Below are 21,560 nucleotides of genomic sequence, written 5' to 3'. Positions count from 1 at the left end.
CGAGTGGCAGAGTTTCAAGTATTGGCTCTGCAACGAGGGTGGTACCACGGGAAACTTTAACAGGCTCTCGTCCCTTTGCGGACGAGGGCCTTTTTGTATTCTAAGGAGGGAAATTGGATGAAAGCACCACGCGGCACACAAGACCTGCTTCCGGGCACGGTCGAGACGTGGCAGTATGTCGAAGAGAAACTACGCGACATCAGCGCCCGTTACAACTATAAAGAGATTCGTACCCCGATTTTTGAAACGACCGACCTGTTCACAAGAAGCGTCGGCGAGACGACAGACATCGTCCAAAAAGAGATGTTCACACTCGTCAAGAAAGGCAAGGACGAGTATACGCTCCGTCCGGAAGGAACGGCCTCGGTCGTCCGCGCCTTCGTCACGAACAAGCTGTTCGGTAGCCCTGACCAGCCGACGAAACTGTACTACATGGGACCGATGTTCCGCTACGAACGTCCACAAAAGGGACGGTTCCGCCAACTGCACCAATACGGTGTCGAGGCGATCGGCAGTAGCGACCCAGCCGTTGACGCCGAGGTCATCAGCCTCGCCTACACGATTTACAAATCGTTCGGGCTTAAAAAAATCAAAGTCGTCGTCAACTCGCTCGGTGACGCCGAGAGCCGCAACGCTCACCGCGAAGCGCTCATCCGTCACTTCGAGCCGGTCCAAGACGAGTTATGCCAAGATTGCCAGACGCGGCTTCACCAGAACCCGCTTCGCGTCCTCGACTGTAAAGTCGACCGCGACCACCCGTCGATGAAATTGGCACCATCGATTCTCGACTTCTTGAACGAAGAGTCGAAGACGTACTTCGAGAAAGTCCTCGCACACTTGGACGCGCTCGGTGTCGCCTACGAGGTCGACCCGACGCTCGTCCGTGGTCTCGACTACTACACGCACACGGCGTTCGAGATCATGTCGGAAGCAGAAGGCTTCGGCGCCATCACGACGCTTTGCGGCGGTGGACGCTATAACGGTCTCGTCCAAGACATCGGCGGACCGGACATGCCGGGCATCGGCTTCGGGATCGGGCTCGAGCGACTCATCCTCGCTCTTGAGAACGAAGGAGTACTTCCTGAACTCGAGACGGGACTTGACGTCTTCGTCGTCGCCCAAGGCGGCACGGAAGTCGAAGTGACGGCGACACGCCTGTTGCAACTGCTTCGCAGCGAAGGCTTCAAGGCGGACCGCGATTACCTCGGCCGCAAGTTCAAAGGCCAATTCAAACAAGCCGACCGCTTGAACGCGAAGTTCACCGTCATCCTCGGAGACGATGAAGTCGAACGCGGCTCAGCTTCCCTCAAGGTCATGGCGACCGGGGAACAAGTCGACGTGCCGCTCTCGGCCGTCGCAGACAAAATTCGTGAACTATCGGAAGGAGCAGGACAATGATTGGACGCACACATATGAACGGCCGCGTGACAGAGTCACTCATCGGCCAAGAGGTACAACTTAAAGGATGGGTACAAAAACGTCGCGACCTCGGAGGCCTCATCTTCATCGACCTTCGTGACCGCACAGGCATCGTCCAAGTCGTCGTTCGCCCGGAAAACGAAGCGGTGCACCAGCTCGCCGAATCGATTCGCAGCGAATACGTGCTCGATATCAAAGGGACAGTCCTCGAACGTGAGAACAAGAACCCGAACATGCCGACCGGAAACGTCGAAGTCATCGCTTCAGAGATTAACATCTTGAACGCGGCGAAGATGACACCGATCCCAATCGGTGACGAGGCCGAGAACGTATCGGAAGACCTCCGTCTCAAATACCGTTACCTTGACCTCCGTCGTCCGGCGCTCCAAGAGACGTTCCGTCTCCGTTCGAAGGCGTCGAACACGATTCGTAACTTCTTGACGGAAGAGGAGTTCCTCGAAGTCGAGACGCCGATTTTGACGAAATCGACACCAGAAGGCGCGCGTGACTATCTCGTCCCAAGCCGTGTCCACGGCGGCGAGTTCTACGCGCTCCCGCAATCACCACAGTTGTTCAAACAGCTCCTCATGGTGGCCGGGTTCGACCGTTACTTCCAAATCGCACGTTGCTTCCGTGACGAAGACCTTCGGGCCGACCGTCAACCGGAATTCACGCAAGTCGATATCGAGACGAGCTTCATGGACGTCGAAGACTTGATGGCGATGATGGAATCGATGATGGGGCAAGTCATGGAAGCGACGCTCGGTCGCACCGATACGCCGGCCCAGTTCGAGCGGATGACACACGAAGAAGCGATGCGCCGTTTCGGTTCAGACAAACCGGACACTCGTTTCGGTCTCGAACTCATCGACGTCGCCGACGCGGTCACGGGTGCCGGCTTCAAAGTATTCGATATGGCCCTCGAGTCAAACGGACAAGTCAAAGCGATCAACGTCAAAGGCGAGGCGGACAAGTTCTCGCGTAAAGACATCGACAAGCTTCAAGAGTTCACAGCCGTATACGGTGCCAAAGGCCTCGCTTGGCTCAAAGTGACGCCGGAAGGCTTGAACGGACCGATCGCCAAGTTCTTTGATGAGACGTACGCCCAGAAGTTGATGGAAGCGACGAACGCGGAAGCGGGCGACCTGCTCCTCTTCGTGGCGTCAAAACCGACTGTCGTCGCCGACAGCCTCGGCGCACTTCGCGTCAAACTCGGTCATGAGCTCGGTCTCATCGACGAGTCGAAGTTCAACTTCCTTTGGGTGACGGACTTCCCGCTCGTCACGTTCGAAGAAGAAGACGGCCGTTTCTACGCCAACCACCACCCGTTCACGATGCCAAACCGTGACGACCTCCACTTGCTTGAGACGGACCCAGCGAGCGTACGCGCACTCGCCTATGACCTCGTCTTGAACGGGTATGAGCTCGGCGGCGGATCGCAACGGATTTATGAGCGCGACATTCAAGAGCGCATGTTCAAATTGCTCGGCTTCACAGAACAAGAAGCGGTCGACCAGTTCGGCTTCTTGCTCGAAGCGTTCGAATACGGTACACCGCCACACGCAGGTATCGCCCTCGGTCTCGACCGTCTCGTCATGATCCTCGCGGGTCGTTCGAACCTTCGTGACACGATTGCCTTCCCGAAAACGGCGTCGGCGAGCGACTTGCTCACACAAGCACCAAGCCCGGTCGCGGATGCACAACTCGAGGAGTTGTCGATTCGGACAGCGGTGAAAGAGAAAAAATAATAGTTAGTCACAAGGACCCGTCACTTGGCGGGTCTTTTTGCGTATATGTGAATAAGTGGAAAGGTGATATAGTTATGGAATAAATTGTATGATGAAGATGGGGGAGCCGGGGAAGCATGAAACCAAGAAAAATTATTCGATCGATCGGGTTGGTGATTGGATTGACGACAATCTTAGCAGGATGTAATCAAGAAACGGAAGCGACGCCGAAAGTTGACCAGACCGTCGAGGAGGCTAAATCGGAAGATTCGGAAATGATTCGATTGCGTCCCGTTGCCGAGGACGCCTCAATCGGGGCAGTGAAGGACTATGACCTATCATCGTTCTTCCAACATAAAGTCGCGATGATTGCACCGGAGCATATGGTCGATGAACACATTGTCTATACGGATTCTGTCGGTGAGGTCGGCCATGAAATCTACGTGTATGATACGGAACGAGCAACTAATCGGTCGTTACATAAGACATCGAGAACAATTGGTAGTCTCGTCGGCATCAAAGATGAAATATTTTGGATTGAATACGAACTGACTGAAGACAATGGATATGCTTGGTCCATTTTCCGGATGAAGCTCGACGCATCGGAACTGACTGAACTGTATAACGGGGTCAGTATGTTCGAGACGCCCGTTCCTCATTTGAATGCATCGGATGATCGCGTTACATGGGTTGATTATGAGGCATCAGAAACGATGACGACGTCGGCGGTGATGCAGTATTTGTATGATACGGCCACGGTGGAAACGATTCAAACGTACACGCTTCAAGAAGGGGAGAAACGAGATGGCGAGTACGTATTCGATTACAGAGTTAGTGAGGACGGTGTCATCGTCCATCGAAGCTCATTCGCTGATGGGGAAAAGACGACAAAGTTAACCACGCTCGATGGAACGTTTGACGAGGACATGGGCGCATTGGTCGACTTTGAAACAGGTGCGGACTATGTTGCTCTTGGAAAAGAAGGACGTGCCGATTTTGTAGGGCTGACGGGGGGAGCGAAACAGTTCCAACATAAAAGCACACAGTCAAAGATTACATTTGACTCATTTCGTTTCTTGCCGAATCAGCGAATCCTATTCCGTGAAGGCATGAATCGCTTATTAGTTGCGGATTTGAATGAAGCGACGGTCTCGTATTTGCCGAGTCGAGGCGGCACGACGTCCAAGCCGATCTATCGTGATGGCCAAATCGCCTATGCCGAACTTGGGGATGGCGGGTTGATTACGTTCTACACCATCGATGTGAACTGACATAGAAACCAAAAATCGTCACCTCCGGTTATGGAAGTGACGATTTTTTCATGCTCATTCAAGCATCTCAATCTTATGCGAGTCCATCCGATCTCATACTTATAGCGAGACAGACGTCACCCGATTTTCACGTATCTCTTGAACGACGTGGTCTGGATTTTCCCAATGGAGCATGTGTGAAGCGGATGGGACGGCTTTGACGACGGCACCGGTCAATTCGGCGAACTGACTTGATGCATCGATTTTAAAGGACTCATCTGATTCTGGAAGCGTCGCCCGTAACAGGATGATCGAGTTCGATTGCACCCGGCTCGAAAAATCGAGCACCTCATCGCGATACATTGATCGAATGATGGCTGCACCAGTTTTTCCTCTGGCGTGCCAATAGTAGCGATTGTCTCTATGTACGGCAAGATCTTGAGCGGCCAAGTCTAGGAGAGAGGAACGTCTCGAGATGCCATCGTACACTGCAATCGATTCGAATTCGTCCCACGTCTCACAAAAATCTTCAAAATTTGTTTCGTAATACGCCGCCTCTTTCTCCGAAGAGCGTCCGCGCAGCCGTTTACTCTGATACCCGCCATCGATCAAGATCGAACCGTCAACGCGATCGCCTTGATTGATCAAATAGTAGAGGTGGACGAAAGACCCCCAGGAATGGGAGAGGAAATAGAATCGATTCACATCGAGCATATCGAGCACTTGATTCAGCCACTCACAAAAGCGGGGGAAGTCGTATGCATGGTCATCCTGGAAAGATTGGGACATCCCATGACCCGGTGCATCAATCGCAAGGATGCGGAAGTCGTGTTGCAGTTTGTCCGCAACTTCGATGAAACTGAGTGCTGTACTGCCTAGGCCATGCAAACAAAAGATGACCGGCTTGTCGCGATCGCCCCATTCGGTGACGCGGACATCGATGTCTTGGCAATGAATCATATAGCGTTTCAATTTAAAATCCCTCCAAATCATATGTATTAAAAAAGAAGGGCCGACCGAATTGTCCGACACCTTCTCTTCATTCTTTATCTGTGGTTAATTTTCCTTTTGGTCATTCATCTTCTTTGCCGTCCGCTGCAGGGCAAAGCCAAAGGCGAACAGCGAGGCGATCACGGCCGTCATCGTATAGACGGAGTCGGTGAAAGCGAGGTAGATGCCGAACAAGCCGAGCCCGAAGCTAAGGATGAACCACAGCCAGAGGCTCGGATGGTCTCGTAACGCCTGTTTCATCGGCTCGGGACGTTCAACTGGCAACCGGTCCCGTCGGTCACGAGCAAGTTCGAGTTGAATACTTGGCCGTTGCTCTTCAAGACGAGCGATCGTTTATCTTCGCGATAGTCGATGATCATGTCTTCGTCGAGAAACACTTTCGTCCAGTTCTTGATGAGGATAGGGCCGATGTTCGAATCAATCTCGACGTCTTCCGGTGTCGTCTCGGTCACGTAGCGAATCTCGAAGATGCCGCTATTGCCGCAGCCGCAACCTTCCGTCTCATAAAACAAATGCATCTGTCCCTTACGGTCGCCTTTTAAAGCGTCAATCCGCTCTTGGGCGCGTTCTGTAATTTGTACGTTCATTTGAATCAGCTCCTTATGTCTATTATACCGCGCTGGAAAAAAGATTGAAAAAGACGTGCTTCCCGTTTTCCACTTCCTGCAAAAAGGCGTAAACTATTTGTTTAGAAGGGGGAAACGAAATGATCTCACGTTTTTTTAGTTATTACCGTCCACATAAGAAGTTATTCATCCTCGATTTCTCGTTCGCCATCCTCGTCGGTCTGCTCGAGCTCGGCTTTCCGCTCGCCGTGCAATGGTTCATCGACGATTTGTTGCCAGGTGGGGAATGGAACTGGATTATCATCATCAGCATCGGCTTGCTCATCCTTTACATACTCGCCATGATGATGCAGTACGTCGTCAACTATTGGGGGCATAAGCTCGGCATCAATATCGAGACCGATATGCGGGAAGAGCTGTTCACCCATATCCATAAACAGTCGTTCCGGTTCTTCGATAACCACAAGACCGGCCATTTGATGAGTCGGGTGACGAACGACTTGTTCGATATCGGCGAAGTGGCGCACCACGGGCCTGAAGATTTCTTCATCGCCATCATGACGCTGCTCGGTGCGTTCGGGATCATGTTCTCGATCGACCCGCAACTCGCGCTCGTGACGGTCGTCGCCGTGCCGTTCCTCGTCATCATGATCACGTATGCCAACAAGAACATGAACAAGGCGTGGCAAAAGATGTATACGAACATCGGCGAAGTGAACGCCCGTGTCGAGGACAGCGTCTCTGGGGCACGCGTCGTCCAATCGTTCACGAACGAGACGTTCGAAATCAACCGCTTCCAAAAAGATAACAATTTCTATCGCGGCTCGAAAATCGAGGCGTATCGGGTCATGAGTAAGTCGCTCGCCGGGATTTACATCACGACGCGGCTCATGACGCTGCTCGTCCTTGTCTACGGCGCATATTTGACGTATCAAGGTCAACTCTCATACGGTCAGCTCGTCGGGTTCATCCTCTATATGAACTTGCTCATCAAGCCGATCGAGAAAATCACGGCCCTCCTCGAGATGTACCCGAAAGGGATGGCGGGCTTCAAACGATTCACGCAACTCCTCGACGAGGCCCCGGACATCGAGAACCGTCCGGACGCCGTCGACGTCAAGACGCTTAAAGGCGACATCGCTTTCCAAAACGTCTCGTTCGGCTACTCGGACTATCGGCAAGTGTTGACCGACATCGACCTCGACATCAAGGCCGGAACGACGGTCGCCCTCGTCGGTACGAGCGGGGCCGGGAAGACGACAATCTGTTCGCTCATCCCGCGCTTCTATGACGTGACGAGTGGGAAAATCACAATCGATGGCATGGACATCCGTGATATGACGAAAGAGAGTCTGCGCCGCCAAATCGGGATCGTGCAACAAGACGTGTTCTTGTTCGCCGGGACGCTCCGTGAGAATATCGCCTACGGAAAACTGGACGCGACCGACGCGGAGATTATGCATGCGGTCGAGAAGGCGCATTTGAACTCGCTCGTCGAGGAGCTCGAGCATGGTCTCGAGACGCAAATCGGGGAGCGAGGCTTGAAACTGTCGGGCGGTCAGAAACAACGGATCGCCATCGCCCGCATGTTCCTCAAAAATCCGCCGATCTTGATATTAGATGAGGCGACGTCCGCGCTCGACACGGAGACGGAAGCAATCATTCAAGACTCGCTCAATGAACTCGCTGCTGACCGGACGACGCTCATCATCGCCCACCGTTTGGCGACGGTGAAGAATGCTGACCGCATCCTCGTCGTTACTGCTGACGGCATCGTCGAGGACGGGACGCACGATGAACTGAGCATGAAAGGCGGCGTGTTCGCCGGATTGCTCAGACGCCAACAACTATAAGGAATGGGCAGCCACCAATAATTTTTGGTGGCTGCCGTGCGTTAGTTGGGTATAGACAAGCAAATGGTGGTTATGAGGAGGAAAACAAGTGATGAAAGCCGTACAAGTCATCGGTTACGGGGACGTCGATCAATTACAGGTCGTCGATGTCTCGATTCCGAGCCCGAAACAAGGAGAAGTGCTCGTGCGCGTGAAAGCGTGCGGGATTAACAATACCGAGATTTGGATGCGAGAAGGCGCGTATGGGACGGACAAAGAGTCGGGCTGGCGGCCGGAAGGGGTCCAATTCCCACGTATTCCTGGTTCCGATATCACGGGTGAAGTCGTAGAGGTCGGCAGTGGGGTCGAGGAGACGATGGTCGGACGCCGCGTCGTCCTATTCCCGTTCACATCGAGCGGGCCGGAAGGGGACGAGCATATCGCTGACGATATGTCGTTCATCGGCTCCGAGTACGACGGCGGATACGCCGAATCTGTCGTCTGGCCGGCAGAGCTCTGTTTCGATATGCCGCTCGACAGTTTCGTTGACAGCGCCGTCTTCACGGTGAGCGGGTTGACGGCGTGGCATATGAACGAACAGATTGAGATTCAGCCGGGGCAGACGATCGTCGTCACGGGTGCGAGCGGTGGCGTCGGTTCGTTCAACGTCCAAATCGCGGCGAACGTGCATGGGGCGAACGTGTTCGCCATCGTCGGGGACTTGAAAGATGAAGCGAAGCTGAAGGAACTTGGGGCGGACCACGTCTTTTCATACCGCTCCGAGAGGCTTGCCGATGAGATTCTCGAGGCGAACGGAGGACCGGTCGATGCCGTGCTCGATGTCGTCGGCGATGCCTTGTTCGCGACAGCGCTCAAGGTGTTGAAGAATGGCGGCAAGTTCTGTATTTCCGGTTCGGCCGGGGGACAACAGACGAACCTCGACTTCCGGACGATGTATTTGAAACACATCACCATGTACGGTTCCGTGCTCGGCACACGCGCGGAGTTCCAAACAATGCTCGAGGCGATTAAAGCTGGTAAGGTCAGGCCGATCGTCGACCGGACGTTCCCGCTCGCTGAGGCACGGGATGCGCAGACGTATTTCAAACAGCGCGGCAAGTTCGGGAAGATCGTCCTCGTCCCATAACCAAAAAGAGAGGAAACCGGACGCTGACATCCGATTTCCTCTCTTTTTTATGCCGCCACTTTCGCCCGGTCGATGACCGAGACGAGACGCCGGAACTGTTCAAGCCAAAACTGGAAGAACGGACCGATCAAGAAAATCGACAGCAAAGTCCCGAAAAAGACAGGTCCGCCCAGTACCCAGCCGATGAGGCAAGCCGTCAGTTCCATCCACGTCCGCATCATGCGGACCGACGTGTTGAACCGGTCGGCCAAGGCGAGTGTCAATCCGTCCCGTGGGCCGGCTCCGTAGCCGATGGCGACGTACAAGCCGGCACCCATGCCGATGACGAAGATGCCGAGGACGAGCCAGGCGATATTGAGCGCGATGCCGTCCAGTTGCGGCAACCAGTGGCGCTCGAGAATCAAATTCATGAACACCCCGACGAAGACGGCGTTGACGAGCGTCCCGAACTGGGGCCGAATCCGGTCCAGTATGTACTTGCAGAAGACGAGCAAGAGACCGACGAGCAAGATGATCGTCCCGACGGAAATCGGCGTGTGGCGGGCGAGGCCGAGATGGAGCACGTCCCACGTCGATACGCCGAGGTCGGCCGTGATCATCATCGATGACCCGAGGGCGAGCAGGAATAGACCGCTCATAAACAACGTCCACTTCAAGCTGATTCGTAAAGATTGTACCCATACCGCGTGCATGTTCGTCGCCTCGATTCCCTAAAATGTTCCATCATCATATCATAGTTGGTTTCACGACAAGAAAAAAACGCCTCAGACGAAGTCCGAAGCGCTTTGCTCACTTTTTAGGTGTCGAGGCTTTTTTTGCTTTGTTCTTTTTATAGTAATCGTAGACGAACGGTGCGACCGCTGTCGCGACTTTAATGAGTGTACCAAATTTACCTTTTCTAGCCATGTTGCTGCACCCCTTTCTGTTTCTAATGATGTATATTCCACCCGTTGCGGAAATGAAAACATGTTTTGGACAGCTTCACCTTATGTAAGACAAGCATTCATGACCCATAATGAGGTCAGGAGGCGAAATCAATGAAGACGATTATCTGGTATCAAAACGATTTGCGGGTCGATGACCATCGTCCGCTCGAGGAGGCGCTCCGGCACGAGGACACGATTGAAGGGCATTATTTCATCCGGGAAGATGAGCTCTCAGAGAACCGATTCGGGCATACCCCGCTAGGACCGAGACGGCTCCAATTTTTGAACGATTCGCTCGAAGATTTGGGCGGGTCGCTCGCAGCACTCGGCATCCCTCTGTTTGTCCATGTCGGGCATCCGCTCGACGTGCTCGACCCGAACGACCGGCTATTGTTCCAGCGATCGATTGGCTTTAACGAACGGCTGCGCGAACGAGAAATCATTACCGCGTGGCGCGGCTCGAGTCAGGCGTTTGACGGCTTCACGCTCTATCCGCGGGCAGAAATCCCGTTCGAGCGCATGCCATTCCTCTTCACTGAGTTTCGAAAAGCTGTCGAAGCTGAAGCGAGACCGGAAAAGCGCTTCGACCGGCCGCGTGAAGGGGAAGCATATCCGATTGATTTCCCTGTCGCCTATGAACGGGCCGAGCAGGGCAAGCATACCGCGTTCCCGTTCAAGGGCGGGGAACGGGCAGGGCGGGAGCGGCTCACGGCCTATTTGGCGGGGCCAATCCGGACGTATAAAGAGACACGAAACGGCTTCGGGGTCGACGACTCGTCGAAGCTGTCGGCTTATCTCGCCAACGGGTCGCTCTCACCGCGCCGGGTGCTACACGAGCTCGAGCAACATGAGCGGTCACAGGGGGCGAATGAGTCGACGTATTGGCTCTATTTTGAATTGCTCTGGCGTGAATTTTTTCAATGGGTCGCACTCGAGCAAGGGAAACGACTGTTCCGGGCCCAAGGCATCCGTTCGAAACGAAAGACGTGGCGCGTCGACCCTGACGTCATCGCGCGTTGGCAGGCGGGTGAGACAGGCGTCGACTTTGTCGATGCGTTCATGCGTGAGTTGAACGCGACGGGATGGATGTCGAACCGGGGCCGTCAAATCGTCGCGAGCTACTTCGCGAAAGAACTCGGGCAAGACTGGCGCATCGGCGCGTCCTATTTCGAATCGACGCTAATTGACTATGATGTCGCGAGCAACTACGGTAATTGGGCGTACCAGGCCGGTGTCGGCAACGACTCACGCGACCGGCATTTCAACGTCAGTCGGCAACAAGATACGTACGACCCGACCGGTGCGTTTCGTAACATGTGGTTGTGACGAAACTGTCACGAGAAGTCATCGTTTCTGATTGACTTCTTTTTACAGACAGTGCTATAGTAAGGTCAACAGATGGGATACCTGAGGTGTACGAGAGCCGCCTTCGTTATTTTGAGCCAACACTTTGAATACGGGAGACCGAACTGCTATCCAGATCAACTGCCTCATCACGTGCAGGAGGACTTGTGAAGGGGACGCTAGGTCACCCACCTGCTTAAGCAGGTTCAAAAGCAGGGCATCGTCACGGCACTCCGGGTCCCATCGATTTTATTGTAAAACGTCGCTAGGCGTCTTTTTTTTGATTATAATTCCGAGTAAAATAGTGTGAGAAAATAGGATTCATTTGGAGGAAGAGTATGTTACACCAGTTTTCACGTAATGAGTTGGCCATTGGTCAAGAAGGTTTAGAAACATTGAAAGGGAAGACGGTCGCCATCCTCGGTGTCGGCGGTGTCGGGTCGTTCGCGGCCGAGGCGCTCGCACGCAGTGGCGTCGGACGAATCGTGCTCGTCGATAAAGATGATATCGATATCACGAACGTCAACCGCCAGATTCACGCGCTCTTATCGACGGTCGGGCAACCGAAAGTCGAAGCGATGGCGACACGCCTCCTCGATATCAACCCTGAGCTCGAGCTCGTCAAATTAAAAATGTTCTACACGGAAGAGACGTTCGAGGAATTCTTCGCGCAAGACCTCGACTTCGTCATCGATGCCTCGGACACGATCATCTATAAGATCCACTTGATCGTCGAGTGCAAACGTCGTGGCATCCCGGTCATCTCGAGCATGGGCATGGCCAACAAGATGGACCCGACGCGCATCAAAGTCGTCGACATCAAGGATACGACATACGACCCAATCGCCAAAATGGTCCGGACGCGTCTCCGTAAAGAGCGCATCCATAAAGGCGTCCCGGTCGTCTTTTCAGACGAGTCGCCGATCGTGACACGCGAAGACGTGAACGAGGTCGTCGGGAAGAAAGATGCCCCGATCCGTAAAGCGAAGATGCCGCCGAGTTCGAACGCGTTCGTCCCATCGGTCGCCGGCCTCGTCGCAGCAGGGTACGTCATCAACCAAATGCTTGAGACAGCTGGTGTCGAGATCAACCGCATCCAGAAATGAAAAAACGACGCGGCTCAAAAGAGTCAGCGTCGTTTTTCCCAATAATCGAGTCGTTTTTGCAGCTGTTGCTCGAAGCCACGGCTCGTCGGTGTATAATATTTAGGACGTTTTCGGGCCAAGTTCTCCGGCCAGTAGTTTTGCGCGACGTAGCCGTCTTTCTCGTCGTGCGGGTATTTGTATCCGGCACCGTTGCCGAGCTCACGGGCGCCTGGGCTGTGCGCGTCACGGAGATGGACCGGTACCGGACCGCCTTCGACCGTCCGGACGTGATGAATCGCCTTATCGATGGCGGTGATGACCGCGTTCGATTTCGGTGCCGTCGCGAGATATAGGACGGCCTGTGCCATCGGGATGCGTGCTTCCGGGAAACCGACGTGTTCGCTCGCGCGAGCGGCCGCATCGACGATGACGAGCGCGTTCGGGTCACTGAGCCCGATATCTTCGGCCGCATGCACATAGAGCCTGCGCATGATGAAGCGCGGTGATTCGCCGGCCTCGATCATGACGGCGAGCCAGTACAGTGCCGCGTCCGGGTCCGAGCCGCGAATCGACTTAATGAACGCCGAGATGACGTCATAGTGCCGGTCACCCGTCTTGTCGTACTTGATGGCTTTTTGTTGAATCGACTCCTCGGCGACGTCGAGTGTGATTTGAATCTTGCCATCGACCTCGGGCGTCGTCAATACGGCCAGCTCGAGGGCGTTCAACAGGACACGGTAGTCACCGTCCGCCATTTTGATATAATGGTCCACGGCAGCTTCCTCGATTTGGACGGGATAGTTGCCGAGTCCCTTTTTATCAGCGAGAGCCCGCTCCAAGACGACACGAAGTTCGTCTGGTCCAGGCGGTTCGAGCCGAAACACGGTCGCGCGCGACAGCAACGCCGCGTTGACCTCAAAACTCGGGTTTTCGGTCGTCGCCCCGATCAAGATGAGCTTCCCGGCCTCTAGTGCCGGGAGCAGGGCGTCTTGTTGCAGTTTATTGAAACGATGAATCTCGTCTAAAAATAAAATCGTTCGTTCTTGCTCGAAATCAAACCGGGACTCGGCCTCGCGGATGACGCTCCGGAGTTCATCGAGTTTGGCCGTGACGGCGTTCAATTGCACGAACGTCGCTTTCGTATAATTCGAGATGACGCGGGCGAGCGTCGTCTTGCCCGTTCCCGGCGGTCCATACAAGATAATCGTGCCGAGGCGGTCGGCCTCGATGGCCCGCCGCAGCAATTTGCCTTCGCCGATGATGTGGCGTTGACCGATGACTTCGTCTAACGTTTCAGGCCGCATCCGATTGGCGAGCGGGCCGCTATTCGATTGCTGAAATAAATCACTCATACGTACACATTCCTTTCGACAAACGTTTGTTCGACTAGTATAGCAGAAGGAGACATGAAGATGAAAATATCTACAAAAGGTCGTTATGGATTGACGATCATGATCGCACTGGCCCGGGAAACGGACAATAAACCGCTCAGCTTGAAAAAGATTGCGGCCCGGCATGACTTGCCGGAACATTACTTAGAGCAGTTGATCGGTCCACTTCGCAACGGCGGTCTCGTCAAGAGCGTCCGCGGGGCGTACGGCGGCTATCAGCTCGTCAAACCGGCAACGGACATCACGGCGGGAGAAATCATCCGCTTGCTCGAAGGGCCGCTCACAATCGTCGAAGACTCAGAAGCGGACGATGCCGTGAAACGGAAGCTTTGGGATAAAATCAAAGCGGCGATCGAGAAAGTGCTCGAAGAGACGACACTCGCCGATCTCGCTGAAGAAGATTCTGATGGCTATATGTTCTATATATAAAGATGAGGTGAACGAATATGAACTATTTTGATCATGCCGCAACGACGCCGATGCGTCCGGAAGTGCTCGAAGCGATGACACCTTATATGCTCGAACATTATGGCAACCCGTCGAGCATCCACGGCATCGGACGGACGGCGCGCGCCGCACTGGATACTTCGCGCCGGACGCTCGCCACGTGGATCGGGGCGACCCCGAACGAGATCGTCTTCACATCGGGCGGCACCGAGTCGGACAACTATGCGTTGTTCGGTACGGCTTACGCGAATCAACATAAAGGCAAACATGTGATCACGACGAAAGTCGAACACCACGCCGTCTTGCACGCGATGGAGCAACTCGAGCGGGAAGGATTCGAAGTGACGTATCTCGATGTCGACGCGACGGGTGCGGTGACGCTTGACTCCGTTCGTGCTGCGCTCCGGGACGATACGATCCTCGTCTCGGTCATGTACGGCAACAACGAGGTCGGCACACTTCAACCGATTGCGGAAATCGGTGCGCTCCTCGCCGACCATCAGGCCTATTTCCATACGGACGCGGTCCAAGCGCTCGGCACGGAAACGATTGACGTCAAGGCGCTCGGGGTCGATTTATTGTCGGCCTCGGCCCATAAAATCAATGGCCCGAAAGGTATCGGTTTTCTTTTTATAAAAACAGGTGTAAAATTAGCGACGCGTTCTTTTGGAGGACAACAAGAACGGAAACGTCGAGCCGGCACGGAAAACGTTCCGGGTGCCGTCGGGTTCCAACAAGCAGCCGAACTGGCCAAAATCGAACAGGTCGAACGAGTGGGCGCGTACCAGCAAATGACCGAGGCGCTCTTCAAGCGACTCGATGAACTCGGAGTCGAGTATGACGTGAACGGGGCGAACCGCTTACCGCACATCGTCAACTTGTATCTCCCGGGCATCGAACTTGAACCGTTCCTCATCATGATGGACATGCGCGGCTTTGCCATCTCGAGCGGCAGTGCCTGCACGGCAGGGTCGATTGAACCGTCACACGTATTGACGGCGATGTTCGGGACGTCGGATCGGACGAAACAGTCCGTCCGCATCAGCTTTGGACATGGCAACTCGGTCGCAGACGTGGAGCGGCTCGCCGAACGACTCTCTGAGGTCGTCTCGACATTCACGAACGGAGTGAGATAAATCATGAACTTACGCACAAAAGCCCCTGCCGAGACGACGGTCGTCGTCGGGATGTCAGGCGGCGTCGATTCATCGGTGACGGCCCATTTGCTGAAAGAGCAAGGGTATAACGTCATCGGAATCTTTATGAAAAACTGGGATGATACGGACGAGAACGGTGTCTGTACGGCGACCGAAGACTATGAAGACGTCATCGCGGTCGCGAACCAAATCGGGATCCCTTATTATGCGGTCAACTTCGAGAAAGAATATTGGGACCGTGTGTTCGAATACTTCTTGGCCGAGTACCGTCTCGGGCGGACGCCGAACCCGGACGTCATGTGTAACAAGGAAATCAAGTTCAAGGCGTTCCTTGACCACGCGCTTCGCCTCGGTGCCGACTTCGTCGCGACCGGGCACTATGCACGGGTCGAGTACGTCGACGGTGAGCATCGACTTCTTCGTGGGAAAGATGACAACAAAGACCAAACGTACTTCTTGAACCAGTTGTCACAAGACCAACTCGCGCGGACGATGTTCCCGATTGGTCATATGGACAAGAAAGACGTCCGTGTCATCGCCGAAGAAGCGGGACTCGCGACAGCGAAGAAAAAAGATTCGACGGGCATTTGCTTTATCGGAGAGCGAAACTTCAAAGAGTTCCTCTCGGAGTATTTGCCATCACAACCAGGCATCATGCAGACGCTCGATGGGGAACAAAAAGGAAACCATGACGGGCTCATGTATTACACGCTCGGTCAACGCCACGGCCTCGGCATCGGCGGCGACGGGGACCCATGGTTCGTCGTCGGCAAAAACGTGGAAGAAAACATCCTCTACGTCGGCCAAGGGTTCCATCATGACGCGCTCTATTCGGACGCGTTGCTCGCATCGAAGCTGTCATGGACAGGGGCCGTACCAACAGGCGAGTTCCGGGCGACGGCGAAATTCCGCTACCGTCAACAAGACGTGCCTGTGACAATCGCGCCACTTGAAAATGGCGAAGTGCTCGTCAAATTTGATGAGCTGCAACGTGCCATCACGCCAGGACAGGCTGTCGTCTTCTATGACGGTGAGATCTGCCTCGGTGGTGCGACGATTGACGAAGCGTATCGAAACGGAAAACGACTCGACTATATCGGATGAGGTGATGACTTTGAACGCAAACGAATTAGGCATCCAAGCGATGCAACAAGGTGAGTTCGAACAGGCGGCCAAGCAGTTCAATGCTGCCATCGAAGCGGACCCGACGGACCCGACCGGTTACGTCAACATGGGTACGCTCTTGCAAGCGATCGGCGACCATGAACGGGCCGTCGTCTTTTACGATAAGGCGCTCGAACTCGACAACGCGTTCGGCGCGGCGCATTATGCGAAGGGAGCGCTCGCCTATGAGCTCGAACAGCTCGACTTGGCCGAGGCATCTCTGCGTCAGGCGCTCCTCGCCGGGATGGACGACGCCGACCTTCATTTCATGCTCGGCTTGACGTACAAGGCGATGGGCGATTTCGTCCGGGCGTTGCCGCGTCTCCGGGAAGCGATGAAGCAGGCGCCGGAAGACGTCGAGATTTCGTTCCAATACGGGCTCGCGCTCGCGCAGAACGAACAGCTCGACGAGGCCGTCGAAGCGCTCGAGCATACGCTCGACCTCGACGCGAGCCATACGGACGCCCGCTACAACTTGGCGATCGCTTACGCGTTCCTCGGTGAACAAGATAAGACGTACGCCGAGCTTGAGCGTGTGCTCGAGTTGCAACCGGACCATGCGCTCGCCTTTGACGCGAAAGCGAAAATGGATGAGCTGCTCGGTAACTGAATCAATAAAGCGCTTCTCGCAGTGTTTGCGAGAGGCGCTTTTTGTTAGTCCCAATAATGGAAGATGACGTTTCCAATTGTTTCTGGTTCCCAATATTCGATTTCTTCGCGTTCCGCCTTGTTCAGAAACGGCTGTAGTGACAAATCGAACCGCTCATTCAACTCCGCCGCTGATGGGATTTGATATAAATCAGGAAATAAATCGGTCAGTTCGGGCACATCGATGTACTCGTACTCAAACGGTTCATATTTTGAGATGCCGATGACGGGATAAACTCTGCTGAGCAGCACATAGATGCTGCGTCCTCGGATGGTGATGGTCGCTTGATCATAGTTCGGGGTGACCGAGTCCCCGAGGATGATGCTACACGTCCCACCTTTACGACGGGCGTAATCGAAACAAACCGTTCGGAACGATTGATCATCAAACTCGGGGGTAGGGCAGTCGCCGTATGAAAAACCGGTGATGCATGTTGGTAAGATGAGCGTCATGAAGCCACCTCCCCGATGACCCAAACCGAAACATTAAAAATCGTCACGAACAACGTGCCGGCGAGCGCGATATAACTCCACGCGACGCCCGTTCCTGATTTGGCCCGACGGACCCCATCCGCTAAGATGAGCAACATGGCCCCGAATGAAAAGAACGATAAGGCGGCAAACGAAGTCGGCCGGTCGAGCGTAGGAAACGCATCGATCACGAAATAGAGTCCGAGCGTGAGAATGGTTAACCCAGTCATGATCAGAAGTGGGAAGAAACGCATAAAACACAACCTTTTCCATTTTCTCTCATCTTATCATGTGGGGTGTCGAGCGTATATGTGAATCAGAGTTGCTTCGTCGTGATTTTTACGGGCTCGCCGCCGAACTTCTCGTACGCCTCGTCCATGTTTTTCGTATACAGCTCGATGACGTTCTTGCTCGGGTCTTTAAAGTAGGCCGAGCGCTCTTTGCCGTTGACCGTCTCGTCCTCGTCCCACGTCCGGAGTTTCGTCGGGATGTTTGACGCCTCTAACACTTCGAGCGCTTGGTCGAACGACTCCATCGGAACGAAAAATGCGCAGTGGACGTGGGCGCCGCCTTCATCATAGAGCGTGTCCCACTCGGTCACGTCCTCTTGGCGATTCGATTCTTCTTCTGACGTGAAATCTCGTTTCAGCCAAAGGCCGAGGCGCGTATTCCCACCGACATAGAGCCACGTCGCCCAAGGTTCGTCCGCGTGCTCCTGTGCCTCGCTCGGCTCGGCATCATCACCGACCCATTGTTCGACGACGGGCAGTCCGAGCTTGCCGTGCCAAAAATCGACGGCCTCGGTCATGTCGGTCACTTCTAACACGAGTTCACACAGGCCACTGATTGGAATACGGTTCATCATACATAATCCCTCCTTCATAGGTTCACTCGAACAGTTCCCGCTTTGATTCGACGAAAAACGTGCATAGCCGTCCGAGTGTTCGGGAAATGGATTAGCAATGTGAGAGGGGAGAAATCATATGCGGATGTTTAGTTTGGTCAGCGTCGTTATTTTTTTCATCATCGAATGGTTCATGCTCGGTCGTCTGTTCATCGAAGTCGATAATCGTCTCGCGACGGGCGAGTGGACGAATAATCTCTTGTTCCGGGTCGTCGTCGAGTCGGAACGGGCGACGACCGTGCTGTTACTCCTGTTTGCGACATTTTTTGTGATCGGTGTCGTCATGCATTGGGTATTGTCGGCGAACAAGTCCTGGTCCGTGACGTTTGGTGCGGTCGGGGTGGCGTGGGTCGTCCCGGCCCTGCTTGCCCTCGTGGCTTGGTTCATCCCGAACCCGTACGTCCAGCTAGGGATCATCGTGTTGCAGCTGTCGTTCATCCCGCTCGTCCCGTTTGTCGGACAGACGGTACGGCTCGGTCACGTCGTGTTGAACTGGGGCGTCCAAGTCATCGCCGCGGGACTTGTGCTGTTGATTCAGCGACCATCGCTTGAGCAACTGTTTCGTGTCGAGCGGACCGAGCTGTTCGAGCGGCTCGAAGGTTATGTTAATTCGGGGGAGCTGGAACGGTTCGAACGACTGCTTGAAACCGTGGACTTGGAGCAACTTGAGCGCATCTTGAACCGAATCGATGTCGATCAGCTGATTCGGATTCTTGAACGTGTCGACCTCGACCAGCTCGAGCGCATCCTCAACCTGTTCAGTTAGGCGATTTGTCCTACCGTTCAAACTCGGGCTATAATGGGGGATGGAAAACTAGCTGGAGGTGGCTCGAATGATGGCAGCACCTTACGAGTTGACAGGAAAAGTCATCCGCGTCCTGTTTCAATCGGAAGAAGAAGCGCACACGATCGCGCTCGTACGTATAAAAGAAAAGAACTTTGAGACAGACGAGACCGAGATGGTCATCGCCGGTGTCGGCGTCGGCATTGAAAAAGGAGAGACGTATAAAGCGCACGGGCGTCTCGTCGACCATCCCCGATTCGGGAAACAGATGAAAGCGGAATGGATCCGCCGTGTCGTCCCGATGACGAAACGGGCGGCCGTCCGGTTTTTGACGAACGGCTCTTTCCCGGGAATCGGGCAAAAAACGGCCCAAAAGATTGCTGACGCACTCGGAGACGACTGCATCGACCAAATCGTTAAGCATCCGAGTATCTTGTCGAACGTCGACGGCTTGAAAGAAAAGCAGGCCCGCGTCATCACCGAGCGGTTGAACGTGTTGTATGGGGTCGATCAGTTGCTGTTGTTTTTGGCGCCGTTCGACGTCACACCGCGACTCGCCTCGAAGATTCATAAAGAGTATGAAGGTCGGGCGATGGAGACGATCGAGAAAAATCCATACGCCCTCATGTATGACGTTCAAGGCATCGGCTTCAAGACGGCCGACGCCATTGCCGCCCACTTTGGCATCCAAGGGATTCACCCGGAACGGATCGCGGCGGCCGTGTTGTACGTGCTCGAGCTCGAGCAAGGGAACGGGCACTTGTTCGTCACGGCCGATCAGCTCGCGAATGAGATGCCGCGCATCATCGGCGGCGACCCGGGCGAGGCGCTCGTCTCGGCGCTCGAGACGCTCGCGAATGACGAACGAGTCATCGTCGAGGACGGGGTCGTCTATCATCCACGCGTGTACCGGGCCGAACAAAAAGCGGCCGAGGAACTCGCGCGCATCATGTCGACATCGACGACGGAAGATGTCGATATGACGACGATTTTTGATGCGGTCGGTCGCGTCGAGGAGATGTTCTCGATCGAGTATGCCAAGCAACAACGAGAGGCGATCGAGCTTGCCTTGAAGTCACCGCTCATGGTGCTGACAGGCGGACCCGGGACCGGTAAAACGACCGTCGTCCGCGGTATCATCCACGCGCTCAGCGACGTGTTCGACTGGAAGCTTGAACCGGTACAGAACCAACCGTTCCCGTTCGTGCTCGCCGCACCGACCGGCCGGGCCGCGAAACGGCTCAGTGAGTCGACGGGCTTGCCAGCCTCGACGATTCACCGTCTCTTAAAGTTTGATGGTAGCTCGTTCCAAGTCGATGACACGAATCCGCTCGTCGGAAAAGTGCTCATCGTCGACGAGGCGTCGATGATTGATATCTTCTTGTTCCGCAGCCTGCTTCGGGCCGTGCCGAACGGGATGAAAATCCTCTTCGTCGGTGACCGGGATCAATTGCCTTCGGTCGGACCGGGCCAAGTGCTCGCCGATTTGATGGCGACCGACGGGATTCCCGTCGTCCGGCTCGATGTCGTCCATCGGCAGGCGTCCGAGTCGAGCATCCTGCGTTTGGCGCACGCACTCAACGCGAAACAGATGCCGGACGATTTGCTCGCGGCACTGCCGGACCGCCGCTTTTATACGGCCAACCAAGAGACGGCGCTCCAGGCGATCTGTCAAATGGCCGGGGCCGCGCTGCGAAAAGGTTATTCCCCATTCGATATCCAAGTGCTCGCGCCGACGTACCGTGGGGTATGCGGCATCGACGGATTGAACGAGGCGCTCCAAAACGTGTTCAATCCGAAATCGGCGGCCCGTGAAGTGAAACACGGCAACCGGACGTACCGAAACGGGGATAAAGTGCTCCAACTCGTCAATAACGCCGAGGAGAACGTTTATAACGGCGATATCGGTGAAATCACGAACATTTTCTATGCGAAAGAAAACGTCGACAAGGTCGACAAAATCTATATCCGCTTCGATCAGACCGAGGTCGAGTATAACCGGAGCGAATGGGACCAGTTCACCCACGCCTATGCCATCACCATCCATAAGTCACAAGGTTCCGAGTTCCCGATCGTGCTCATGCCCGTCTTCTTCAACGGCGGCTTCCGCTCGTCGCGCAACTTGATTTATACGGCCGTCACCCGGGCGAAGAAGAGTTTGCTCTTGTTCGGAGACGTCCGTGCCCTCGAGGCGGCGACGCGAGAAGAAGAGCCGGTGCGGCGAACGAAACTCGTCGAGCGGCTAGGCGGCAAGTCTTGACGTCTCCCGATTGACGTGTGATAATGA

At 54.7% G+C, this 21,560-nt stretch carries 21 protein-coding genes, 1 other RNA gene and 1 other annotated feature (1 of these 23 cut by a window edge); of the genes, 14 read left to right on the top strand and 8 right to left on the bottom strand.

The genetic code is table 11. From position 1 onward, the window contains the following. Positions 1–78 (top strand) — a binding site (T-box leader) (it extends 158 nt beyond the left edge of the window). Positions 79–117: 39 nt separating this feature from the next. The 3 genes from hisS (at position 118) to KNP60_RS05870 (ending at position 4,417) form a co-directional block, all read left to right on the top strand. Next, entirely contained in the window at positions 118–1,398 is a 1,281-nt protein-coding gene (gene hisS, locus KNP60_RS05880) for a histidine--tRNA ligase (RefSeq protein WP_214797086.1), read from the top strand. Then, positions 1,395–3,167 carry an aspartate--tRNA ligase gene (gene aspS / locus KNP60_RS05875; RefSeq protein ID WP_214797085.1) on the top strand — a complete coding sequence of 591 codons (1,773 nt, stop codon included), beginning with the start codon at positions 1,395–1,397 and terminating at the stop codon, positions 3,165–3,167. The genes hisS and aspS overlap by 4 nt, the downstream gene beginning before the upstream one ends. Positions 3,168–3,283: 116 nt before the next feature. Next, positions 3,284–4,417: a hypothetical protein gene (locus KNP60_RS05870; RefSeq protein ID WP_214797084.1), complete on the top strand. Its 1,134-nt coding sequence runs from the start codon at positions 3,284–3,286 to the stop codon at positions 4,415–4,417. 99 nt (positions 4,418–4,516) lie between these two features. Here the strand turns inward: KNP60_RS05870 and KNP60_RS05865 are convergent, their stop codons facing one another. The 3 genes from KNP60_RS05865 to KNP60_RS05855 all read right to left on the bottom strand — a co-directional run bounded on the left by KNP60_RS05865 (position 4,517) and on the right by KNP60_RS05855 (position 5,994). Then, positions 4,517–5,368, bottom strand: coding sequence for an alpha/beta fold hydrolase (locus tag KNP60_RS05865; RefSeq protein WP_214797083.1), 852 nt, complete (start codon positions 5,366–5,368; stop codon positions 4,517–4,519). An 84-nt stretch (positions 5,369–5,452) separates the two neighbouring features. Next, the gene (locus KNP60_RS05860) at positions 5,453–5,671 is read right to left on the bottom strand and encodes a hypothetical protein (RefSeq protein ID WP_214797082.1); all 219 of its coding nucleotides are present in this window, start codon (positions 5,669–5,671) and stop codon (positions 5,453–5,455) included. Continuing rightward, positions 5,644–5,994: an iron-sulfur cluster biosynthesis family protein gene (locus KNP60_RS05855; RefSeq protein WP_034776892.1), complete on the bottom strand. Its 351-nt coding sequence runs from the start codon at positions 5,992–5,994 to the stop codon at positions 5,644–5,646. Before KNP60_RS05855 ends, KNP60_RS05860 begins: the two co-directional genes overlap by 28 nt. 119 nt (positions 5,995–6,113) lie before the next feature. On the opposite strand from KNP60_RS05855, the gene KNP60_RS05850 reads away from it, so the two are divergent. After that, positions 6,114–7,826: an ABC transporter ATP-binding protein gene (locus KNP60_RS05850; protein WP_214752572.1), complete on the top strand. Its 1,713-nt coding sequence runs from the start codon at positions 6,114–6,116 to the stop codon at positions 7,824–7,826. Positions 7,827–7,917: 91 nt separating this feature from the next. After that, the gene (locus KNP60_RS05845; protein WP_214797204.1) at positions 7,918–8,952 is read left to right on the top strand and encodes a zinc-binding dehydrogenase; all 1,035 of its coding nucleotides are present in this window, start codon (positions 7,918–7,920) and stop codon (positions 8,950–8,952) included. A gap of 47 nt (positions 8,953–8,999) precedes the next feature. Here the strand turns inward: KNP60_RS05845 and KNP60_RS05840 are convergent, their stop codons facing one another. Beyond that, positions 9,000–9,644 (bottom strand): YczE/YyaS/YitT family protein, encoded by a 645-nt coding sequence (locus KNP60_RS05840; protein ID WP_214797081.1) that lies wholly within the window; start codon positions 9,642–9,644, stop codon positions 9,000–9,002. A gap of 345 nt (positions 9,645–9,989) precedes the next feature. Between KNP60_RS05840 and KNP60_RS05835 the strand changes: the two genes are divergently transcribed. From KNP60_RS05835 to KNP60_RS05825, 3 genes are all read left to right on the top strand, one after another. Continuing rightward, positions 9,990–11,204 carry a DASH family cryptochrome gene (locus KNP60_RS05835; RefSeq protein ID WP_214797080.1) on the top strand — a complete coding sequence of 405 codons (1,215 nt, stop codon included), beginning with the start codon at positions 9,990–9,992 and terminating at the stop codon, positions 11,202–11,204. Positions 11,205–11,279: 75 nt separating this feature from the next. Next, positions 11,280–11,466: non-coding RNA, 6S RNA (gene ssrS, locus KNP60_RS05830), on the top strand. Between the two features lie 94 nt (positions 11,467–11,560). Continuing rightward, the gene (locus KNP60_RS05825; protein ID WP_034776899.1) at positions 11,561–12,328 is read left to right on the top strand and encodes a tRNA threonylcarbamoyladenosine dehydratase; all 768 of its coding nucleotides are present in this window, start codon (positions 11,561–11,563) and stop codon (positions 12,326–12,328) included. A gap of 23 nt (positions 12,329–12,351) precedes the next feature. On the opposite strand, the gene KNP60_RS05820 is transcribed toward KNP60_RS05825, so the two are convergent. Next, positions 12,352–13,659, bottom strand: a complete 1,308-nt coding sequence (locus KNP60_RS05820) for a replication-associated recombination protein A (protein ID WP_034776901.1) — start codon at positions 13,657–13,659, stop codon at positions 12,352–12,354. Positions 13,660–13,719: 60 nt separating this feature from the next. Between KNP60_RS05820 and cymR the strand changes: the two genes are divergently transcribed. The 4 genes from cymR to KNP60_RS05800 are packed head-to-tail and all read left to right on the top strand — an operon-like array spanning position 13,720 to position 17,076. Then, a complete protein-coding gene (cymR, locus tag KNP60_RS05815) occupies positions 13,720–14,127 on the top strand; it encodes a cysteine metabolism transcriptional regulator CymR (RefSeq protein ID WP_021066920.1) in 408 nt (135 codons plus the stop codon). A 17-nt stretch (positions 14,128–14,144) separates the two neighbouring features. Continuing rightward, complete coding sequence (locus tag KNP60_RS05810) at positions 14,145–15,281, top strand: cysteine desulfurase family protein (protein ID WP_138859718.1); 1,137 nt, start codon at positions 14,145–14,147, stop codon at positions 15,279–15,281. 3 nt (positions 15,282–15,284) lie between these two features. Beyond that, positions 15,285–16,406, top strand: coding sequence for a tRNA 2-thiouridine(34) synthase MnmA (gene mnmA, locus KNP60_RS05805; protein ID WP_214797079.1), 1,122 nt, complete (start codon positions 15,285–15,287; stop codon positions 16,404–16,406). Positions 16,407–16,410: 4 nt separating this feature from the next. Beyond that, positions 16,411–17,076, top strand: coding sequence for a tetratricopeptide repeat protein (locus KNP60_RS05800; protein WP_214797078.1), 666 nt, complete (start codon positions 16,411–16,413; stop codon positions 17,074–17,076). Positions 17,077–17,120: 44 nt separating this feature from the next. On the opposite strand, the gene KNP60_RS05795 is transcribed toward KNP60_RS05800, so the two are convergent. The 3 genes from KNP60_RS05795 to KNP60_RS05785 all read right to left on the bottom strand — a co-directional run bounded on the left by KNP60_RS05795 (position 17,121) and on the right by KNP60_RS05785 (position 18,450). Further along, positions 17,121–17,567, bottom strand: coding sequence for a hypothetical protein (locus KNP60_RS05795; RefSeq protein ID WP_214797077.1), 447 nt, complete (start codon positions 17,565–17,567; stop codon positions 17,121–17,123). Next, on the bottom strand, positions 17,564–17,839 hold the full coding sequence (locus KNP60_RS05790; protein ID WP_214797076.1) for a hypothetical protein: 276 nt from the start codon (positions 17,837–17,839) through the stop codon (positions 17,564–17,566). Before KNP60_RS05790 ends, KNP60_RS05795 begins: the two co-directional genes overlap by 4 nt. 62 nt (positions 17,840–17,901) lie before the next feature. Beyond that, a complete protein-coding gene (locus tag KNP60_RS05785; RefSeq protein ID WP_214797075.1) occupies positions 17,902–18,450 on the bottom strand; it encodes a VOC family protein in 549 nt (182 codons plus the stop codon). 118 nt (positions 18,451–18,568) lie between these two features. On the opposite strand from KNP60_RS05785, the gene KNP60_RS05780 reads away from it, so the two are divergent. Then, positions 18,569–19,255 carry a magnesium and cobalt transport protein CorA gene (locus KNP60_RS05780; RefSeq protein WP_214797074.1) on the top strand — a complete coding sequence of 229 codons (687 nt, stop codon included), beginning with the start codon at positions 18,569–18,571 and terminating at the stop codon, positions 19,253–19,255. A 70-nt stretch (positions 19,256–19,325) separates the two neighbouring features. After that, positions 19,326–21,533 (top strand): SF1B family DNA helicase RecD2, encoded by a 2,208-nt coding sequence (gene recD2, locus KNP60_RS05775; protein ID WP_034779798.1) that lies wholly within the window; start codon positions 19,326–19,328, stop codon positions 21,531–21,533. Positions 21,534–21,560: the final 27 nt, after the last annotated feature.

Origin of the sequence: Exiguobacterium sp. s5 (genome assembly GCF_018618075.1) — a bacterium.
Classification (GTDB): Bacteria; Bacillota; Bacilli; order Exiguobacteriales; family Exiguobacteriaceae; genus Exiguobacterium; species Exiguobacterium mexicanum_A.
This window is presented reverse-complemented; position numbering and strand designations above follow the sequence as displayed.

What these genes read in the sequence shown, in the direction of transcription:
- KNP60_RS05850 (WP_214752572.1), top strand. Translation starts at nt 6,114, where the DNA reads ATGATCTCACGTTTTTTTAGTTATTACCGTCCACATAAGAAGTTATTC.
- KNP60_RS05825 (WP_034776899.1), top strand. Translation starts at nt 11,561, where the DNA reads ATGTTACACCAGTTTTCACGTAATGAGTTGGCCATTGGTCAAGAAGGT.
- mnmA (WP_214797079.1), top strand. Translation starts at nt 15,285, where the DNA reads ATGAACTTACGCACAAAAGCCCCTGCCGAGACGACGGTCGTCGTCGGG.
- KNP60_RS05845 (WP_214797204.1), top strand. Translation starts at nt 7,918, where the DNA reads ATGAAAGCCGTACAAGTCATCGGTTACGGGGACGTCGATCAATTACAG.
- recD2 (WP_034779798.1), top strand. Translation starts at nt 19,326, where the DNA reads ATGGCAGCACCTTACGAGTTGACAGGAAAAGTCATCCGCGTCCTGTTT.
- KNP60_RS05840 (WP_214797081.1), bottom strand. Translation starts at nt 9,644, where the DNA reads ATGCACGCGGTATGGGTACAATCTTTACGAATCAGCTTGAAGTGGACG.
- KNP60_RS05800 (WP_214797078.1), top strand. Translation starts at nt 16,411, where the DNA reads ATGACTTTGAACGCAAACGAATTAGGCATCCAAGCGATGCAACAAGGT.
- hisS (WP_214797086.1), top strand. Translation starts at nt 118, where the DNA reads ATGAAAGCACCACGCGGCACACAAGACCTGCTTCCGGGCACGGTCGAG.
- KNP60_RS05835 (WP_214797080.1), top strand. Translation starts at nt 9,990, where the DNA reads ATGAAGACGATTATCTGGTATCAAAACGATTTGCGGGTCGATGACCAT.
- KNP60_RS05790 (WP_214797076.1), bottom strand. Translation starts at nt 17,839, where the DNA reads ATGCGTTTCTTCCCACTTCTGATCATGACTGGGTTAACCATTCTCACG.
- KNP60_RS05780 (WP_214797074.1), top strand. Translation starts at nt 18,569, where the DNA reads ATGCGGATGTTTAGTTTGGTCAGCGTCGTTATTTTTTTCATCATCGAA.
- KNP60_RS05785 (WP_214797075.1), bottom strand. Translation starts at nt 18,450, where the DNA reads ATGATGAACCGTATTCCAATCAGTGGCCTGTGTGAACTCGTGTTAGAA.
- KNP60_RS05810 (WP_138859718.1), top strand. Translation starts at nt 14,145, where the DNA reads ATGAACTATTTTGATCATGCCGCAACGACGCCGATGCGTCCGGAAGTG.
- KNP60_RS05870 (WP_214797084.1), top strand. Translation starts at nt 3,284, where the DNA reads ATGAAACCAAGAAAAATTATTCGATCGATCGGGTTGGTGATTGGATTG.
- KNP60_RS05855 (WP_034776892.1), bottom strand. Translation starts at nt 5,994, where the DNA reads ATGAACGTACAAATTACAGAACGCGCCCAAGAGCGGATTGACGCTTTA.
- KNP60_RS05820 (WP_034776901.1), bottom strand. Translation starts at nt 13,659, where the DNA reads ATGAGTGATTTATTTCAGCAATCGAATAGCGGCCCGCTCGCCAATCGG.
- KNP60_RS05795 (WP_214797077.1), bottom strand. Translation starts at nt 17,567, where the DNA reads ATGACGCTCATCTTACCAACATGCATCACCGGTTTTTCATACGGCGAC.
- cymR (WP_021066920.1), top strand. Translation starts at nt 13,720, where the DNA reads ATGAAAATATCTACAAAAGGTCGTTATGGATTGACGATCATGATCGCA.
- aspS (WP_214797085.1), top strand. Translation starts at nt 1,395, where the DNA reads ATGATTGGACGCACACATATGAACGGCCGCGTGACAGAGTCACTCATC.